The organism is Streptomyces sp. NPDC104226 (assembly GCF_055584085.1).
In genome coordinates this window covers 872,551-890,497 of sequence record NZ_JBVJMS010000002.1, presented here as the reverse complement: position 1 = coordinate 890,497, position 17,947 = coordinate 872,551, and the positions used below count along the sequence as shown (strand labels likewise).

Below are 17,947 nucleotides of genomic sequence, written 5' to 3'. Positions count from 1 at the left end.
ACCCTTCGAAACCACCCTCGCCGAACGGGGTTCGGCTCAAGTGCCGCAGCGTCTTGCGCCTCGGGCACCACCTGTGATCAGGGACTCACGGTCTTGGCGGAGTGCCTGCCACGCGGTAGCGTCAACGCGACATAAAGACATAGCGACGACGGCGAGACGGAAGTCCGGTGTGAATCCGGCATGGTCGCGCCACTGTGTGCTGCGGTGACATCCCCTCCAGGGGGCGTGCCGCGGCGAGTCAGACCCGAGGACCGTCGTCCTGCACCACCGTATGGGACGCGTGTTCCCCGAGGAGGTTCCACCATGGCCGAGGCCGTCGCTTCCGCTGCCGTACCCACTTCTGCCATTTCGCCGTCGGCTCCGCTGCCCGTGCGAGAGGTCCTGCCCTGGGCGGTCTTCGTCGGGCTGCTGATGCTCGTGGCCCTGTACTTCGTCGGCGCGGAGCAGGGAGCCACCTCCGTGTTCTCCGGCGCCGGCGTGCACGAGTGGGTGCACGACGGTCGTCACCTGCTCGGTTTCCCCTGCCACTGAAAGGCGCACGCACCATGTACGCCTCCACTGTCAGAGGTCTCCTGGTCCGCGGCATGCTCGCGGGCCTGATCGCCGGACTGTTCGCCTTCGCCGTCGCCTACGTGGCCGGTGAGCCCTCGGTACGGGGTTCCATCGCCGTCGAGGAGGCCGCGGCCGCCAAGGAAGCCGCCCCGGTGTCCGGTCACGCCGGTCACGACGCCGCCGCGGCTCCCGCCGAGGAGGAGGAAGAGCTGGTCAGCCGGCCCGTCCAGTCCACCCTCGGCCTCGCCACCGGGGTCCTGGTCTACGGGGTCGCGCTCGGCGGCATCGCCGCCCTCGCGTTCTCCTTCGCTCTCGGCCGTGCCGGCCGCTTCGGCCCCCGGGGCACGGCGGCGCTCACGGCGGCGGGCGCGTTCACGCTCGTCTACCTGGTGCCGTTCCTGAAGTACCCGGCCACCCCGCCGGCGGTCGGCAACCCGGACACCATCGGGCAGCGCACCACGCTGTTCTTCCTGATGATCCTGCTGAGCGTGCTGCTCGGCGTCGGCGCGATCATCCTGGGCCGGCGGCTGGCGCCGCGTCTGGGCAACTGGAACGCCACCCTGAGCGGCGGGGCGGGGTTCGTCGTCGCCATCGGGCTGGCCTTCCTGGTCCTTCCGGACAACACCGATGCCGTCAAGCCGGAGTTCCCCGCCGTCCTGCTGTGGGACTTCCGGGTCGCGTCCATCGCCGTACAGCTGGTGTTGTGGACCGTGTTCGCCGTCGCCTTCGGCGTACTCGCCCAGCGGCTCCTGGCCCACCGCACCGACCCCGCGGGCACGACGGCCGCCGCGCCCCAGCCGGCCTCGGCCATCGGCTGACCGGCACACCGCATCACGTACAGAGCCCTGCCGCCCCGGACATCCGGGGCGGCAGGGCTCTGTCCGTAGCGCCTCAGCCGTCGGGTCAGGCCCGGCTGCGGTTGCGGCGCAGCCACCAGAAGGCGCCGGCGCCGATCACCACGACGGCCGAGACCACGCCGATGACCGCTCCGGTGTTGCTGCCCGTGTTTTCGTCCTCCGTAGAGGCGGCGCTCGGGGATGGGGCGGGAGCGGGGGAGGCCGAGACCTCCGCGTGCACGGCAGGAGGCCCCCGACGCACCACCGAGTGGCAGAGCCTCGTCGTGCGGACCGACAAATGAGCCATTGCTCTTCCTGATGGTCCGCCCGCAGTCGGCCGGGGGCTATACCAGTGCCGGAGTCGGGTCCGGCCTGGACAGCATGCCGGTGCGCGTGAGCCGTACGAGGGCCGCCGCGCATACGGCGCCGACCAGCGCCAGGGTGATCCAGGGGAGGGCCGGGTGTCCGGTGGTGCGGGCCATGTCGAGGAGGGCGCCGGTGGCCAGGTTCCCGAGGGTGATCCCGATTCCGCAGACGGTGTTGTAGAGGCCGTAGTGGGTGGCCACCCAGCGGTTGCCGGCGAGGGCGACGATGGTGTCCATCTCGAAGGGGTAGAGGACCGCGGTGGCGACGGAGAGGAGAGCCGCGCACGCGAGGAGAGGCAGGATCGCGGCGGCCGCGGCCCAACTCGGGCCGTTCGACGAACTCATCGAGGTCAGCAGGGGCGGGAGGAAGGCCGCGCCCATGAGGGCCGTTCCCGCGGTGAGGCACCGCTGCGGGCTCCAGGTGCGCTTGCACCAGGCGGTGATGCGCAGCTGTCCGAGCAGGGCGACGGCGCCGGAGACGACGAACAGGGCGCTGGTCGCCACCGTGCCGAAGGTGGTCCTGCCCGCGACCCGTTCCACTTCGAGGGGCAGGGCCAGGTAGATCTGGAAGGACAGGACGTACGAGCCGCTCATGGCGGTGGCGAAGAGCCAGAACGGCCGGTTGCGCAGGACGGCTCCGGCCTGCTCGCGCACGGCGGGCCGCTCCGCACGCTCCGCGGCCGCGTTCCGCGGCAGGCGGCGCAGTTGCAGGAGGGTCAGCCCGGCGAAGACGGCCGAGGCGACCGCACAGGTCAGCGGGAAGGACACAGCGGTGAGTGCGAGGCCGACGAGGGGGCCGAGGAGGATTCCGCCCTGGTAGAAGACGTTGAAGAGCGCGAAGGCGTCGACCCGGCGTTCGCCCGCTTCCTCGGCCAGGTAGGCGCGGACCGCGGGGTTGAAGAGGGCGCCGGCCAGCCCGGTGGCGGCCGATGCGGCGACCAGGGCCGGGAGGGTGTCGGCGAAGGCCAGGGCGGCGAAGCCCACGGTGCGCAGGGTGCATCCGGCGACGATGAGGGGCTTGAAGCCGAGGCGGTCGGCGAGCATGCCCCCGAGGAGGAACATGCCCTGCTGGGAGAGGTTGCGTACGCCCAGAACCAGGCCGATCGCCCAGGTGGCCAGTGCCAGACTGCCGGAGAGGTGGGCGGCGAGGTAGGGCATGAGCATGTAGAAGCCGAGGTTGATGGTCAGCTGGTTCACGAGCAGCAACTGCACGGTGCCGTCGAAGGACCGGTACTGCTTCCAGGTCCGCGTCATCGGGTCGCTCCGGTGGAAGGCCCGTCGAGGAGGGCGGGCATCGGGTCGATGACGTGGGGGCAGCGGGTCCACGTGGTGATCTCGCCGTTCAGGGGCGAGTCGGTGGTGTCGGGCCCGTCGGGCGGTGTGGTGCCCAGGAGTTGGTTGGCGCGGCAGTAGTCGTCGTTGAAGACGGTGTCGAAGTAGCGATGGGGCCCGTCGGGGAAGACGGCCGCGATGCGGGTGCCCTCGGGCTGGGTGCGGGCGAGCCAGCCGGCGACGAGGGCGACGGCGCCGACGCTCCAGCCGCCGGTGGCGAACTGCCGCTCCGCGAGCCGGCGGGCGGCCCAGACGGCTTCGGCAGGGGCGACCCAGTGGACCTCGGAGAAGGCGGGGTAGTCCACGTTGCGGGGGTAGATGGAGGAGCCGAGCCCGCGCATGAGGCGGGGTCGGGCGGGCTGGCCGAAGATGGTCGAGCCGATCGTGTCGACGCCGACGAGGCGCAGGGCGGGGTGGGAGTCGCGCAGGGCGCGGGCGATGCCGGCGGAGTGGCCGCCGGTGCCGACGGCGCACACGAGGATGTCGATCTGCCCCAGCTGGCCGGTGAGTTCGTCGGCGAGAGGGCGGTACGCGGCCACGTTGTCGGGGTTGTTGTACTGGTCGGGGCACCAGGAGCCCGGGTACTCGGTGAGGAGTTCGGCGACCTTGAGCCGACGGGCCTCCTGCCAGCCGCCCACCGGGTGGGGTCGTCCGACGACGTGCAGCCGGGCGCCGTGCGCGGCGAGCATCCGCTCCATGATCGGCTCCATACCGGGGTCGGTGACCAGGTGCACGGGGTGCCCGTGGAGAACGCCGGCCAGGGCGAGGCCGAGGCCGAGGGTGCCGGAGGTGGACTCGATGACGGGGGCTCCGGGTCGGAGCGTGCCGCGCTCGCGGGCCTTGCCGACCATGTGGAGGGCGGCGCGGTCCTTGATGCCGCCGGGGTTGAAGCCTTCGAGCTTGGCCCAGAAGCCGCGCGGGGCGGACGCGAAGGGCTCGTCGATGAAGAGCACGGGCGTGTTGCCGACGGCCTGGAGCACGCTGCGGGGCGCGGACGCCGAGGACGAGGCCGTCGCCACGGATGCGGACAGGGAGGCGGAGGTGGACAGGGGCGTGGATGCGGACAGGGACAGTTCGGTCATGGGAGTCGTCCTTCGTGCGGCACGGCGGCGCGGCCGGCGGGGGCCAGGTGAAGGCGTACGGGCGTCGGGCCGTGCGGGGGTGGAGGGGCGCGGAGACGTCCCCGTACGCGGCGCTACGGCAGCCGCGGGGACGTCCGGGCCCGCTCAGGTCCGGCTGACGCAGGCCTTGCACAAGACGTGGCGGCCGGACTCCATGAGGGGGGAAGCCGAACGGTCGGCCGCAGCCCGGTCCGGACCGGAGGCGACGGGCTGAACCCGTGCAGGCTGGAGGACGGGCGTCTCGTCGGAAGCCCGGCGCTCCTGCAGCTGGACCGCGGTGTGCTCGTCGGCGTGCACGCAGGGCCGGTCGCCGTCAGGACAGGCGCCGGCGGAGTCCAGAACCGAAGCGGTGGTCACGGCCGAGGCCGCGGCGGCGGGAACGGGCGCCCGGTGATGGCCTCCGCTGTCGCACACGCTGAAGAACAGCGCGACCAGGGCCGCCGTCACGAGGACGGCCACCCAGCCACCGGTTCGGCGGCGGTCACGAGACCACAGCAGATTTCGCACAGTGATCAGGACGCTACCGTGCGCACGGGAAGGGTGCTTGTCGGTCGAGCTCGGTGGCGGTGTGCATGTCCGGCCGGTCGGCGGCCCTCGACCCCCCGGGAGCCACGGCTGGCGGGCCGCCAGGACAGCCGTGAACAGCGGTGGCCGACGGAGAAGGGGTTTCACCGGTTGGAGTGAATCCAACCCTCCGGACTGCCGTCCGGCGTGTCGGCGGCCGGCGAAGGCAGTTCCTTCAGGACTCCTTGACTCCTTACTCCTTACTCCCTACTCCTTGCCGAGCGGGGCGAGGAAGGCGAGGACGGCTGCGGTCGTCTCGGCCGGATGTGTGAGGAGCCCGCCGTGCGCCGCACCCGGGAGGACGGCCAACTCTCCGTGGGGGAGGGCCTCGACCGCCGCGCGGCCGGTGCGCGGAGGGAAGTACAGGTCGTGTTCGAAGGCCAGGACCAGCACGGGTACGCGGACCTCCGCCAGGGCCGCCATGCGGTCCGGGTCGCGGAGCCAGGCGTCGGACGCCGCGGACTGGCCGGCCGCTCCCTCGGGGGACGTCCACACGCCCTCCTGCGCGCCGAGCAGTTCGATCCAGGAGCGCACCTGCTCCTCGTCGTCGCGCAGGACCGGGGCCGGGAGGGAGCTGAGGAGGGTCTGCAGGCGCATGAAGGCCGGGGGCAGGCCGCCGGTCGCCGCGATCAGTTCGCTCTCGGCGGCGAGCACGGCTTCGACCACCCCGGTCGTCGGCCCCGCGCCGGCCATCAGCACCAGGGAGCGCACGAGGTCGGGCCGGGTACGGGCGAGCAGTTCGGCGGTGAAGCTGCCCAGGGAGTACCCCACCACCGCGGCCTGCCGGACACCGAGGGCGTCGAGCAGGCCCGCCAGGTCTCCCGCCAGGTCCTCCATCGAGTACGGGGCGGGCGGCGCGTCCGAGGGCGCGACCCCGCGCGCCGCGTAGGTGACCACCTCGTACCCGGCCCGGACCAGCGCGTCACGCACCCCGCACAACTCCCAGGCGACCGGCGGCATCCCCGTACCGCCTGCCAGGACGACCGCCGGTCCGTCACCGGTCCGCTCGTACGCGATCCGTACGCCACCACCCACCAGCACCGAGTCCATCGACTGCCTCCCCGTGATCGCCCGAACGTGCTCTCCATCATCACCACGGGAGCCAAGGGCGGAAGGCCGACGGCCGCGTCCCGCGGCGGTCACAGTTGCTCGTCGATGAGGGCCTTGAACTCCTCGTACGTACGCGGAGTCCGGATGCGCTGACCGTCGATCAAGAACGTGGGCGTGCCCTGGACGTTCAGTCCCATGCCGTCGCGCTGGTCCGCCCGTACCCGGTCCTCGGTGGCCGGGTCCTTGACCGCCGCGTCGTAGCGGGCCAGGTCGAGGCCGAGCTGCTCGGCGTAGGAACGGAAGGTTTCGGCCTGGGAGTTCTGCAACTCCCCCCACTCCTTCTGTGTGGTGAACATCTTGCGGTACATGTCCTCGAACCGTCCTTGACGGGCCGCGGCCTCGACGGCCACCGCGGCGGTGCGGCTGTTGCGGTGGCCGGGCATGGGGAAGTAGCGGGCGACGAACGTGACGCGGTCGCCGTACTCTCCTGGCGGAGTTTCTCCACCGTCGGATGTACTGCACCGCACGCCTCGCACTCGAAGTCGAGGAACTCCACGACGGTCAGCCGACTCTGCTGCGGACTGCTGAGCCGGTGGCTGTCCGGGCGGACGGCCTGCGCTTCGCCCGCTGCGGGCAGGGGCGTTGGGGGCGGGGAGGCGTTCTCCGGCCGCATGAGCAGGAAGGTGCCGAACGCGGCGGTGAACGCGGCCAGGATGGCGGCCAGCACGATCACGTTCTTCTTGGTCTTCGTCATGATCCCTCTGCCTCTGTTTCGGCCAGCGTGCTGGAGGTCAGATCGGTGTGCGCGCAGGCGGCGGGAGCCGCCGCCCACGGGAAGGCGCAGCTCAGGGGTACGACCAGGAGGCGGGCCGCCACTCGGGCGGCACGCAGGGGGAAGGAACGCATGGGTGTGCGGGGTCTCTCTGTGCTCCCCGGACCAGCCGGGGCAGGGATGCCGACGTCAGCGGCCGCCCCCCTCACCCTGTCGTCAGGGCAGGCAGAGAACTCCGCCGGGCGTCGGCCCGGTCATCGCGAGAGGGGCGCGCCACAGCGGGGCGCGCCGGGACCGCGGCGGTGCCCGGCCCGCGTTCGCCCGGGCCACCAGAGCGGACGGCGGCATGGCCTCGCTCTCCAGCGCGCGAAGATCCGCCTCCGGCCCGGTACCGGCGCTCAGCCGGGGCCAGACGAACAGCAGCAGCAGGCCCAAGACCTCCAGCACCGGCCTGCCGCGCCACAGGAGCATCTCGGTCAGCCCGAACAACTGCGCCGCGACGACCAGCATGATGACGTGCCCGGAGAGCAAGACCTCGGGCGGGATGCCGGCCGCCGAAGCGTGTTCGACCAAGGCGGTCGGGCCGCCGCCCGATCCGGTCGCCGCGCAGGCACCCGGCAGCGCGTACGCCGCGTGATAGGAGAACTGGGCGCCGACGAGGGCTGCTATGAGCTGGGTGTCCGAGAGCCGGCGCCGCGTCAGGAACACCGCGGCGGGTACCGCGACCGCGGCCATCCCCAGCAGCACCGCCCAGCGGGGCGTGTGCCCCTGCGACAGCAGGTGACCCGCCAGCGGCAGCAGTACGCACAGTGCGGCGAGCACCCCGGCCGGCACCCCGCGCAGCACTCCGTGCGTCGGCGAAGACGGCCGGGACGAAGCGGTGGCGGACATGGCCGGTGCACTTTCAGAGGTTCGGTACGGGCGCCCTACGGGCCGCACAGGGCCCGGGGCACCAGGCAGCGTATCCCGGCGCCTCGAGCGGCCCCGCACCAGGACCCTTCTGATCCGCCGTCGGCGGGCGTCAGCGGCCGAAGGTGTCGATTCCCTCCACGAGCCACTTCCCGTCGCGGTCCACCAGGTCGACGGCGAACATCGCTCCCGCGTAGACGCCCTGGTCGTCGGAGCCCTGCTTCTCGCCTCCCGCCGTGCTGACGCTGCTCTGGTCGGCGTAGACCAGGACGCGCGCCCGGTCGCCGTCGATCCGCTCGACGGCGCTGTCGGTGACCGTCGTCGTGATCACCGTCTTCTGCTTCTCCGCCTGGGCGAGGACCTCGCCGAAGAGCGCCCGGTGCTCGGTGACGGCCTTGCCGGTGAGCAGGGTCTTCGACGCGCTCTCGAAGGCGGCGGGCCGCGCGTGGTCGTAGGAGAAGAGGGAGGCCACGGCCTTGGCGGTCTGGCCCTTGATCTCGCTGGTACGGGCGAGGTCGGTGAGCGCGGTGTTCGCCCGTACCGGGTCGTTCCGCAGCGCCGCGGCCCGGCTCTGGGCGTATCCGGCGCCGGAACCGAGGAGGACGGTGAGGGCGCAGAGGACGAGGAGGGGGACGAGGTGCTTGCGTCCCTCCTTGTCCGTCCGGCCGGCTTCCCCGGTCTCCTCGGCCTCCCGGTCTTCCCTGGTCTCCTCGACCTCCCGGGCTTCCCCGGTCTCCGCGGCTTCCTCGGTCTCCTCGGCCGGGAACTCCTGTACGACGGTCTCGTCGGCCGGGCGCGTGGTGGGGCCGCTCTGGTTGCCGACGGCCTGGCGGCGGCGCTGGCGGTTGATGAGGTGGCGGGTCGTCGACATCGTGCCTGTCCTTCTCGGGTGCGTGCGGCTCTCGGATGCGGCTGGCTCTCGCGGTACGGCTGCCGGTCAGCCGGTCGACGTGCCGCCCACGGGTGCCTGGCCCAGCGCGCTGAGCTTCCACTGGCTTCCGGTGCGGGTCAGTTCACCGAGCATGCGGCTGTCCTTCTCGCTGCTCTTGTCGTCGGCGGCCTTCACCGTGATCCGCAGGGCGACCAGTACCTTGGCCCGCCCCGCCCGGTCGTCCAGCTCGGTGACGGCGCCGGACAGCACCCGGGCCGTGGTCACCGTCTTCGCCGCCTTGACCTGCTGGGCGAACTCGGTTCTTCCTGCCGCGAGTTGCTCGTGCAGGTCCCCGGTCGTGGACGACTCCCACAGATCCAGACCCTGATCCACCTTGGCGTGGTCGAGGGTGTTGAGGTTCTGCACGGCCTGCTCCGCCGCCGCGAGCGCCCGGTCGCGCTGCACGGCGTACGCGGCGGACTCGTCGTGGCTCGCCCCGTACCAGTCCTGGGCCGCCCACGCGGCGAAGCCGCCCGCGGCCAGGGTGAGCGCGAGGGCGAACGCCAGGATCTGCCGGGTGCCCGCGAGGGCCCGGACCGCGAGTGTCATGGGGTGTTCCCGTCTCCCGCTCATCGCTCAGCGGGTCTTGAGGTCGACGATCTGCCAGCGGTCCTCCTGGAACCGGGCAGTGACGGTCAGCTGCGCCGCGGCCGAGGTCGTGGCGCCCTCGTCCCGCCGTGAGGTCTGGTCGAGGAGGACCAGGAGGCGCGCGGTGTCCCCGTCGAGTTCGATCACCCCGGTACGGACGGCCCGCGTGTTCAGGGTGATCTTCTGCGTCTCCAGGTTGGTGCGGAGCTGGGCGAACAGGTCGCCGTACTGCCGCGCCGCCTTCCCCCCGAGCACCGTCCGAGCCGATCGCTCGGTGGCGTCGGCGCCGACCGGGGTGTACGAGAAGATCCTGGCAAGGCCGTCACCGACCTCGCCGCTCACCCGCTCCGTGGCCGCGGTGTCGGTGAGGGCGCGGTTCTGGGCGGACGGGGTGGCGCGCAGTCGGTGCGCACCGTAGAAGAAGGCGCTCCCGCCCAGGAGGAGCAGGACGACCGCCGCCGCGACGGCCTGGGTACGCCACCGGCCGGCGAGGCGGGAGAGGGCGCGGACGCGGACGCGGACGCGGACGCCCGGGGCGTCCGGTTCGCCTTCGCCATCGGAGGGTCCCGCAGCGTCGCCCAGATCGGCCACGGCCGGTCCGCCCCCGGGTCCGGCCTCAGGTCCGGCCTCCGGTCCTGCCTCGGGTCCGCCCGTCGTGCCGGCCGCGGCCGGCGGCTCGATCTCCGCGGCCGCGTTGCTCGTGTTCCGCCCCAGCAGGGTCACCGCGCCTCGCTTCCCGCGCCGGGCGTTGCGGAAGGGGCGGCGCCCGCGCCCGCGACCGGTACGGCGCTCAGTGCCTTGACCTTCCAGGTGTCACCGCCCGTGCGCTCCAGGACGGCTTCGAGGCGCTTGCGGTCGCTCGTCGCCTTCGAGGTGCCCTGGGGCGTGACGTCGACGCGGACCGTCGCGATCAGCTTCGCCGTACCCGCCCGGGCGTCCAGCGCGGTCACCGCCGCCTCGGTGACGGTGGCACGGGCCGAGGCGCCCGTCACGGCCCGGGTGGCGCCCAGTTCGGTGCGCAGCGGCCCGGTGGAGGCGTCGCGCCACGCCTCGATGCCGGCCTCCGCGTGCTCGCGCGTGGACGCGTCCAGCGTGTTGAGCACCGTGAGGTGGTCGCGGCCCTGGGCGAGGACGGCGTCCCGCTGGCGGCCGAAGGCGAGGGCGTCGTCGGTGCGGGCCTGTGCGTAGGTCCAGGCGCCGGTCCCGCAGAAGGCGAGCGCCACGGTCAGGGCCGCGCCCGCGAGGACGCGTGCCCGGCTCATCGGCCGCTCCCGGCGCCGAGGCCGAGCAGCCCGGCCAGGTCGGTCGGGCCACCGGCCTGGCCCGGCAGGGCGAGTGCGCCGGGCAGGGGCTGCGCGGCCGGTGCGGTGGCGGGGCCGGTGCTTCCCGGGGGCAGGCTTCCCGAGGGCAGGGAGCCGGGTCGGGCCGGGTCGGGGACGGGGCCGCCCTTGGGGGCGTTCGCGGAGCCGCGCACGTTCTGCCCGGACGAGGGCGGACTCGTACAGGAGGCGCCGGTGTTGAGGGCGGGCGCGGTGCCGAGGTCCAGGCCGTTGCGGTAGCGCGTGCCGCCGTAACCGGAGGTGCAGGGAAGGGGCTTGAAGAAGGTGACGGCCATGCCGAGGTTCATCCGTCCTCCGTCGACGGTGGTGGCGCCCGCGGAGACGGCCATGGGGAACTTCACGAGCAGTTCCTCCAGTCCGCGCTGCCGGGTGACGGCGATCTCCGAGGTGGTGAGCAGGTTGGCGAGGACCACGCCGAGGCTGGGGTCGAGGTCGCGCAGGAGGCCGCTGATCTGGGTGGCCGCGTCCGGCGTGACGGCGAGCAGGCGGCGGACGTCGCTGTCGGAGCCCTTGAGGGTGACGGCGAGTTCCCGTGCGCCGGTGGCGAAGTCCCTGATGGCCCGGGCTTCGTCGGCCTGGGTGCGCAGGACGGTCTCGCCGTCGGTGATGAGACGGGTGGTCGCGGGCAGGGAGCGGTCGGCGGCCTGGACGAACGCGCTGCCGCTGTCGAGCAGGGTCTGGAGGTCCTCGCCGTGACCCTCGAACGCCTTGCCCAGCTCGTCGACGACCGTGCGCAGCGAGTCGAGCGGCACCGACGTGGTGAGATCGTTCATGCCGGCCAGGAGGTCGGTGACGGGTGCGGGGACCTCGGTGTCCGCCTGGTCGATGCGGGCCCCCTCCCTGAGGTACGGGCCCCGGTCGCCGCGGGGCCGCAGGTCGATGTACTGCTCTCCGACGGCGGACAGGCCCGCGACGACTGCCTTGGCGTCGGCCGGGACGCGGGCGGCCGACTTCTTGATGTGCAGCCGGGCCACGACTCCGTCCGCGGTGAGGTCGATGGCGCCGACGCGTCCTACGGAGACACCCCGGTAGGTGACGTCCGAGTGCGGGAACAGGCCGCCGGTCCGCGCGAGGTGGACGTTGACGGTGTAGTAGTCGGCGACGCCGACGTAGCGGCCGAGATCGGCGTAGCGGATGCCGAGGACACCGAGGACGAGGACGGAGATGACGAGGAACGCGAGGTTCTTCAGCCGTACGGCGAGGGTGATCACCGGGTCTTCCCCCCGTTCCGTGCTCCGACGGGCGGCAGCGGCAGCGGTGAGGTAGGGCTCGTGGATCCGCGGGCGGCACTGCCCGGCTCGGCGGGCGGGGTGGGCGTCGGACTGGGCGTGGATTGCGGGACGAGCGGCGGGATGACCTGCGTGCCCGGCTCGGCGGCGATGTGCAGGTAGGTGTTCAGGTAGTCGCCCTTGATGCCCCGCATCACCTCGTCGGTGAAGGGGTACGTCAGCAGCGCCTGGAGCGAGTCGGGCAGGTCCGCGCCGGCGTCGGCGAGTGCCTTCAGGGTCGGTGCCAGGGCCTTGAGGTCGGCGACCATGTCGTCCTTGCCGGCGTTGATGGTGGAGACGGCGACGCCGGACAGCGTGTCCAGGGCGCGCAGCATCGTCAGGAGCGAACCCCGCTGGTTCTCCAGGGTCTTGAGGCCGGGGGAGAGGCCGGTGAGGACCTTCCCGACGTCCTCCTTGCGCCCGGCCAGCGTGGCGGAGAGCCGGTTGACCCCGTCGAGGGCCTGGGTGATGTCGTCGCGGTGCGCGTCGAGTTCGCTCACCAGGGTGTTGACCCGCTCCAGCATGGAGCGGACCTCGGGCTCGCGTCCGCCCAGCGCGGAGTTCAGCTCCTTGGTGATGGTCTTCAGCTGGTTGACCCCGCCGCCGTTGAGCAGCAGGGACAGGGCGCCGAAGACCTCCTCGACCTCGGTGTTGCGGCTGGTGCGGGCGAGCGGGATCGTACTGCCGTCGGCGAGGCGCGCGCCTCCCGCGTCCTTGGCGGGGGCGGTGATCTCGATGAACTTCTCGCCGAGCAGGCTGGACTGCTGGAGCCGGGCGCCCGCGTCGGCGGGCAGCCGGACGTCTCCGTTGATCTTCATGGTGACGCGCGCCGTCCAGTCGCCGCTCCCGAGCCGGATCCCGGTGACGCGGCCGACGGCGACGTCGTTGACCTTGACGGCGGACTGCGGGACGAGGCTGAGGACGTCGGCGAGCTCGGCGGTGACCGTGTACGGGTGGGAGCCGAGGTCCGCCCCGCCGGGCAGCGGCAGGTCCTCGATGCCGTCGAAGCGGGGCAGTTCCGAGGGGAGCAGGGTCACGGTGAGGACCACGGCCGCGCCCAGGGCGACGAACGCGGCGAGGCCGGCCCCGGTGGCCCTGCCGGTGAGGGGTCCGCGGCGCTTCACCGGTCCCCCTTCCCGTTGCCCGCCGAGGAGCCGCCCGTCACGGGCAGCGGGAGCAGGGGGCCGCCCATGCTGATCTCGTTGAGGTTGGCCCGGCCGTCGATGGTGCGGGTGTCCTTGTTGTACGCGCCCACCACGTTGGAGGCCGCGAGCGGGGCCACGTCGAGGGCTTCGGCGAGGGAGGCCCGCTGGTCGACGAGGGCCTGGGTGAGGGGGACGAGCCGGTCGACGTTCTGTTTCAGTTCGCCCCGGTTGTTCTGGATGAAGGTCTTGACCTGGGCGAGGGCCTTGCCGAGTTCGGTGAGGGCGCCTGCGAGGTCGTCCTTGTTGTCGGCGAAGAAGGTCACCACGTCGTCGAGGCGTTCCTGCGCGGTGCGGACGTCGCCGTCCTTGTCCTTGAGCATGGTCGTGAACGTCTGGAGCTGGCCGAGCGTGGCGAACAGGTCGTCGCTGCTGCCGTCGAGGGTCTTGGCCGCCTTGCCGAACTCCCGGATGGACGTGCCGATCGCGTCACCGTTGCCCTCCAGGTTCTTGGCGCCGGTTTCGATCAGACCGGACAGGGCTCCGCCCGCATTGGCCCCGTCGGGGCCGAGGGCCTTGGCGAGGTCGGTGATCGAGGCGTACAGCTGGTCGATCTCGACGGGGGTCCGGTTGCGGTCCGCGGCGAGCTGGGCTCCGTCGGCGAGGGCGGGGCCGGAGGCGTAGGCCGGGGTGAGCTGGACGTACCGGTCCGCGACGATGCTGGGGGCGACGATGACGGCCCGTGCGTCGGCCGCGACGCGCACGCCGTCGTCGACGCGGAGCCGGACCCGTACCCGGGTCCCCTGGGGCTCCACGGATTCGACCTCTCCGACCCGCACCCCGAGGATCCGCAGGTCCGAGCCGGCGTAGATGCCGACGGCGCGGTCGAAATAGGCCGTGACCCGGGTGCCGTCGGAGTCGAGGGCGCGTACGGTGACGAGGCCGCAGGCCGCGAGCACCGCCATGGCGACCCCGATGACGAGGGGCCTCGCGATCCTTCTGGGTTCCGTCATCGGGCACCGCCTCCCTTCGATGCCGCCGGCGTCTGCTGCGGAGGCAGGCATCCGGTCTTCGGCTGTGACGCCTCGGGCAGGTAGTTGCGGGGTACGACTCCGCACAGGTAGCTGTCGAACCAGTGACCGTTGCCCAGGGTGTTGCCGACGAGCCGGTAGTACGGGCCCACCAGGGCGAGGGTCTTGTCGAGCTGACCGCTGTTCTTCTCCAGGACCGCGGTGACACGGCTGAGGGCCGTGAGGGTGGGGCCGAGCTGGCGGTCGTTGTCGGTGACGATGCCGCTGAGCTGCTTGCCCAGCTCGCGGCTGCCCACCAGCAGGGCCCGGATGGCGTCGCGCCGGTCCTTCAACTCGCCGAGCAGCGAACCGCCGTCCTCGATGAGGGTCTCGAAGCTGGACTTCCTGCCCTCCAGGGTCTTGGTGAACGTACGGCTCCCCTGGAGCAGTTGGGACAGCTGGGCATCACGGCTGGAGACGGACTTGGACAGCTCGGACAGGCCGGTGGCCGCGCTGCGCACGCCGGGTGGCGAGTTCTTGAAGGTCTCCGAGATCGTCTGGAAGCTCTCGGCGAGCTTCTTCGTGTCGATGGCGTCGACGGTGCCGCTCAGGTCCTGGAACGCCTGGGTGACGTCGTACGGGGACGTGGTGCGCGCCAACGGGATGCGCTGGCCGGGGTCTTGGCGTCCCGCGCCCAGCGGGTCGAGGGCCAGGTACTTCTCGCCGAGCAGGGTCTTGATCGCGATGGCGGCGGTGGAGCGGTCGCCGACCCAGGCGTCGCCGACCCCGAAGGTCACCTTCACCTTGGGCCCGTCGAGGGCGACCCCGGTGACCGAGCCGACCTTGACTCCCGCGATGCGCACCTCGTCGCCGGTGGTGAGTCCGGCGGCCTCGGTGAAGTCGGCGCTGTAGGTCGGGCCCCCGCCGGAGAACGGCAGGCGGTCCACGTTGTAGGCGAGGACGGCCATCATGGCGAGCACGACGAGGCCGACGACGGCCACCGCGACGGGATTGCGGTCCTTGACGGGGGTGAACCTGGGCGGGCGGCTCATCCGCGGCACCTCGGTTCGGTCACGATGATGCCGGTCGGCGGCTTGGAGCCGTCGGAGGTGCTCACGCCGCTCACGCGGGCCTCGCAGAGGTAGAGGTTGAACCAGGACCCGTACGAGGACAGCCGGGCCAGGGCGGCCATCTTGGCCGGTGTCCTGGTGAGGAAGTCCTCGATCTGCGGCGTGTGGTCGCCGAGGGTGTTCGAGAGGCGGCCCAGTTCGCCGATGCTCTGCTTGAGCGGGGCCCGGCCCTCCTGGAGGAGTCCCGCCGTCACGGTCGTGAGGTCGCCCATCGCCTGGACGGCCTCGCCGAGCGGCTTGCGGTCGTCGTTGAAGCCCGTGACGAGCTTCTGGAGCGTGACCACCAGATCGTTGAAGGCGGCCTCGCGGGTGTTGAGCGTGTCCAGGACCGTGTTGAGGTTCGTGACCACCTGGCCGATCACCTGGTCCTTGGCCGCGACGGTCCGGGTGAGCGAGCCGATGTGCCGCAGGAGGCTGTCGACGGTGCCGCCCTCGCCCTGGAGGACCTGGACGAGCGAGCCAGCGAGGTCGTTGACGTCACTCGGCGACAGGCCCTCGAAGAGCGGCTTGAACCCGTTGAACAGGAGGGTCATGTCGAGCGCGGGCGTCGTGCGGTCCAGCGGGATGGTGGAGTCGGGCGGCAGGGCGGAGCCCACGTCGCCGCTGCCCCGGTCGAGGGAGACGTAGCGCTGCCCGACCATGTTGAGGTACTTCACCGCGGCGGTCGCCGAGGCGGGGAGCGTGCGGTCGTCGCGGATGCGGAAGGTGACCTGGGCGGTGCGCCGGTCGACGACGCGGACGTCCGTCACCTCTCCGACCTTCACGCCCGAGATCCGGACGCTGTCCCCGTCGACGAGCCCGGTGACGTCGGTGAACAGCGCTTTGTACGAGCGCGTACCCGAGTCCACCCCGGTGTTGGCGATGCTGAGCGCGAGCACGGTCGTGGCCAGGGCCGTGACCAGGACGAAGACCAGGGACTTGACCAGCGGTCCGGTCAGCGGGCGCCGCCGGGTGTGGGCGAGGTCGTCCTTCACTTGAGGACCACCTCCGCTCCGCGGTACGCGGGTCCGGCCAGCAGGCCGCTCCAGTCGGGCAGCTCGCCGGGCGGCTTGCCGGCGGAGGGTGCGAGGAGTTCGTTCAGGAGGTCGTTCTCCTGGGCCGAGTTGGCGGGCCCCAGGTTCTGGTCGGCCGCAGCCGCGGCCCGTGCGGCGGGCGCCGCCGGGACGCCGAGGTAGGGAACGGGATAGCAGTGCGGGCCGCCGCCCGCGGTGTACGCGGGGGCGTCGCGGCCGGGTGCGTAGGCTCCGCGCGAGGGCACGGTGACCACGTTGACGTGCAGCCCGGGCCGGTCGGTGCCCTTGCCGAGCGCCTTGTCCATGGCCGGAACGAATTCGGCGAGGGTGCGCAGGGTGCACGGGAACGACGAGGAGTACTCGGAGAGCAGCTCCAGGGTGGGCCTGCTCGTGTCGGCGAGCCGGATGATGTTGTCCTTGTTCTGGCGCAGGAAGGTGGTGACGTCCTGGGCGGTGCGGGTGGTGGCCCCGAAGGTGGCGGCCAGTTCGGTCTCCTTCTCGGCGAGCGTGCCGCTGGTGGTGGTGAAGTCGGTGAGGGCCGTGACGATGTCCGGGGCCGCGTCCGCGTACACGTTGCTCACCTTGACGAGTTGGTGGAGGTCCCGGTTGAGCGCGGGCAGCTCGGGGTTGAACTTGGCCAGGTGGTCGTCCAGTTGGGCGAGGGTGTCGCCGAGCTTTCCGCCACGTCCTTCGAGCGCCCGGGACACGGCGGACAGGGTGGCGGAGAGCTTCTGCGGCTGGACGGCGGTGAGCATGGGCAGCACGTTGTCCAGCACCTGCTGGAGTTCCACGGCGCTGCTGGAGCGGTCCTCGGGGATGACGGCTCCGGCCCCGATCGGTTCGGAGGAGGGCGCCGCGGGCGGTACGAGCGCCACGAACCGTTCGCCGAAGAGGGTCGTCGGCAGCATCTGGGCACGCACGTCGGCGGGGACCGCGTGGAGGGTGTCGGGATCCATCGCGAGGGTGAGCCGGGCTCCCGTCGCGGTGGCGGCTATGGAGCGGACCTCGCCGATGACGACGCCGCGCAGCTTCACCTCGGCACCCGGGTGCATCTCGTTGCCGACGCTGCTCGTCTCGATGGTGATCGGGGCGCTGTCGGTGAACTCCTTGTCGTAGACGGCGATCGCCAGCCAGACCAGGAGGGCCGGGACGAGGAGGAAGGCGAGGCCGGCGGACCGGTGGCCCAGGGTCCCCGTGCGTGAGCTGCTCATGTCACCCCGCCACCTTCACGGTCGTGGTCGCGCCCCACAGGGCCAGCGACAGGAAGAAGTCGGTGACGCTGATGAGCACGATCGCGTTGCGCACGGACCGGCCGACGGCGACGCCCACCCCGGCGGGGCCGCCGGAGGCGCGGAACCCGTAGTAGCAGTGGGCGAGGATCACCATGACGCTGAAGATCAGCACCTTGAGGACCGACAGCACGACGTCCGTGGGGGAGAGGAACAGGTTGAAGTAGTGGTCGTACGTTCCCCTGGACTGGCCGTTGAACAGGACGGTCACGTACCGGGAGGCGAGGTACGAGGAGAGGAGGCCGATCGCGTAGAGCGGGATGATCGCCGCGACGCCCGCGATGATGCGGGTGGTGACGAGGTACGGGATGGAGCGGATGCCCATGCCTTCGAGGGCGTCGACCTCCTCGTTGATCCGCATCGCGCCGAGCTGGGCGGTGAAGCCCGCGCCGACGGTCGCGGAGAGCGCGAGCCCGGCGACCAGGGGCGCGATCTCGCGGGTGTTGAAGTACGCGGAGACGAAGCCGGTGAACGCGGCGGTGCCGATCTGGTCGAGGGCCGCGTACCCCTGGAGTCCGACGACGGTGCCGGTGAACAGGGTCATCGCGATCATCACGCCGATGGTGCCGCCGATGACACCGAGCCCGCCGGAGCCGAAGGCCACCTCGGCGAGGAGCCGTTGCACCTCTTTGAGGTAGCGGCGCAGGGTGCGCGGGATCCAGGCCAGCGCCTTGACGTAGAACAGGAACTGGTCGCCGGACCGGTCGAGCCAGACGAACGGGGAGGCCATTGGCC

20 protein-coding genes are annotated in these 17,947 nt (G+C 72.0%); 2 read left to right on the top strand and 18 right to left on the bottom strand.

Features of this window, described 5'->3' with window-relative positions:
• The first annotated feature begins 303 nt into the window (after positions 1–303).
• Positions 304–531 (top strand): CbtB domain-containing protein, encoded by a 228-nt coding sequence (locus ACZ60J_RS09350; RefSeq protein WP_469680095.1) that lies wholly within the window; start codon positions 304–306, stop codon positions 529–531.
• A 14-nt stretch (positions 532–545) separates the two neighbouring features.
• On the top strand, positions 546–1,370 hold the full coding sequence (locus tag ACZ60J_RS09345; RefSeq protein WP_469680094.1) for a CbtA family protein: 825 nt from the start codon (positions 546–548) through the stop codon (positions 1,368–1,370).
• Positions 1,371–1,455: 85 nt separating this feature from the next.
• Here ACZ60J_RS09345 and ACZ60J_RS09340 read toward each other — a convergent pair whose 3' ends face one another.
• From ACZ60J_RS09340 to ACZ60J_RS09255, 18 genes are all read right to left on the bottom strand, one after another.
• Positions 1,456–1,695, bottom strand: a complete 240-nt coding sequence (locus ACZ60J_RS09340; RefSeq protein ID WP_469680092.1) for a hypothetical protein — start codon at positions 1,693–1,695, stop codon at positions 1,456–1,458.
• 37 nt (positions 1,696–1,732) lie between these two features.
• Positions 1,733–3,007: an MFS transporter gene (locus ACZ60J_RS09335; protein ID WP_469680090.1), complete on the bottom strand. Its 1,275-nt coding sequence runs from the start codon at positions 3,005–3,007 to the stop codon at positions 1,733–1,735.
• Positions 3,004–4,167: a PLP-dependent cysteine synthase family protein gene (locus ACZ60J_RS09330; protein WP_469680088.1), complete on the bottom strand. Its 1,164-nt coding sequence runs from the start codon at positions 4,165–4,167 to the stop codon at positions 3,004–3,006. The genes ACZ60J_RS09335 and ACZ60J_RS09330 overlap by 4 nt, the downstream gene beginning before the upstream one ends.
• A 144-nt stretch (positions 4,168–4,311) precedes the next feature.
• Positions 4,312–4,665: a hypothetical protein gene (locus ACZ60J_RS09325; RefSeq protein ID WP_469680086.1), complete on the bottom strand. Its 354-nt coding sequence runs from the start codon at positions 4,663–4,665 to the stop codon at positions 4,312–4,314.
• A 312-nt stretch (positions 4,666–4,977) separates the two neighbouring features.
• The gene (locus tag ACZ60J_RS09320) at positions 4,978–5,820 is read right to left on the bottom strand and encodes an alpha/beta fold hydrolase (RefSeq protein WP_469680084.1); all 843 of its coding nucleotides are present in this window, start codon (positions 5,818–5,820) and stop codon (positions 4,978–4,980) included.
• A gap of 89 nt (positions 5,821–5,909) precedes the next feature.
• Positions 5,910–6,347: a DsbA family protein gene (locus ACZ60J_RS09315; protein WP_469680082.1), complete on the bottom strand. Its 438-nt coding sequence runs from the start codon at positions 6,345–6,347 to the stop codon at positions 5,910–5,912.
• Between the two features lie 461 nt (positions 6,348–6,808).
• On the bottom strand, positions 6,809–7,483 hold the full coding sequence (locus ACZ60J_RS09310; protein WP_469680080.1) for a hypothetical protein: 675 nt from the start codon (positions 7,481–7,483) through the stop codon (positions 6,809–6,811).
• A gap of 130 nt (positions 7,484–7,613) precedes the next feature.
• Positions 7,614–8,372 (bottom strand): hypothetical protein, encoded by a 759-nt coding sequence (locus ACZ60J_RS09305; RefSeq protein ID WP_469680078.1) that lies wholly within the window; start codon positions 8,370–8,372, stop codon positions 7,614–7,616.
• A gap of 66 nt (positions 8,373–8,438) precedes the next feature.
• Complete coding sequence (locus tag ACZ60J_RS09300; RefSeq protein WP_469680076.1) at positions 8,439–8,981, bottom strand: hypothetical protein; 543 nt, start codon at positions 8,979–8,981, stop codon at positions 8,439–8,441.
• 27 nt (positions 8,982–9,008) lie between these two features.
• Complete coding sequence (locus tag ACZ60J_RS09295) at positions 9,009–9,743, bottom strand: hypothetical protein (RefSeq protein WP_469680074.1); 735 nt, start codon at positions 9,741–9,743, stop codon at positions 9,009–9,011.
• The gene (locus ACZ60J_RS09290; RefSeq protein ID WP_469680072.1) at positions 9,740–10,282 is read right to left on the bottom strand and encodes a hypothetical protein; all 543 of its coding nucleotides are present in this window, start codon (positions 10,280–10,282) and stop codon (positions 9,740–9,742) included. Before ACZ60J_RS09290 ends, ACZ60J_RS09295 begins: the two co-directional genes overlap by 4 nt.
• Positions 10,279–11,571 carry an MCE family protein gene (locus ACZ60J_RS09285; protein WP_469680070.1) on the bottom strand — a complete coding sequence of 431 codons (1,293 nt, stop codon included), beginning with the start codon at positions 11,569–11,571 and terminating at the stop codon, positions 10,279–10,281. Before ACZ60J_RS09285 ends, ACZ60J_RS09290 begins: the two co-directional genes overlap by 4 nt.
• Positions 11,568–12,752 carry an MCE family protein gene (locus ACZ60J_RS09280; RefSeq protein ID WP_469680068.1) on the bottom strand — a complete coding sequence of 395 codons (1,185 nt, stop codon included), beginning with the start codon at positions 12,750–12,752 and terminating at the stop codon, positions 11,568–11,570. Before ACZ60J_RS09280 ends, ACZ60J_RS09285 begins: the two co-directional genes overlap by 4 nt.
• Positions 12,749–13,783 carry an MCE family protein gene (locus ACZ60J_RS09275; RefSeq protein WP_469680066.1) on the bottom strand — a complete coding sequence of 345 codons (1,035 nt, stop codon included), beginning with the start codon at positions 13,781–13,783 and terminating at the stop codon, positions 12,749–12,751. The genes ACZ60J_RS09280 and ACZ60J_RS09275 overlap by 4 nt, the downstream gene beginning before the upstream one ends.
• Complete coding sequence (locus ACZ60J_RS09270) at positions 13,780–14,832, bottom strand: MCE family protein (RefSeq protein WP_469680065.1); 1,053 nt, start codon at positions 14,830–14,832, stop codon at positions 13,780–13,782. Before ACZ60J_RS09270 ends, ACZ60J_RS09275 begins: the two co-directional genes overlap by 4 nt.
• Complete coding sequence (locus tag ACZ60J_RS09265) at positions 14,829–15,884, bottom strand: MCE family protein (RefSeq protein WP_469680063.1); 1,056 nt, start codon at positions 15,882–15,884, stop codon at positions 14,829–14,831. Before ACZ60J_RS09265 ends, ACZ60J_RS09270 begins: the two co-directional genes overlap by 4 nt.
• Positions 15,881–17,134, bottom strand: a complete 1,254-nt coding sequence (locus tag ACZ60J_RS09260; RefSeq protein ID WP_469680061.1) for an MCE family protein — start codon at positions 17,132–17,134, stop codon at positions 15,881–15,883. Before ACZ60J_RS09260 ends, ACZ60J_RS09265 begins: the two co-directional genes overlap by 4 nt.
• 1 nt (position 17,135) lies before the next feature.
• Complete coding sequence (locus tag ACZ60J_RS09255) at positions 17,136–17,942, bottom strand: MlaE family ABC transporter permease (protein WP_469680060.1); 807 nt, start codon at positions 17,940–17,942, stop codon at positions 17,136–17,138.
• Between the last annotated feature and the right edge of the window lie 5 nt (positions 17,943–17,947).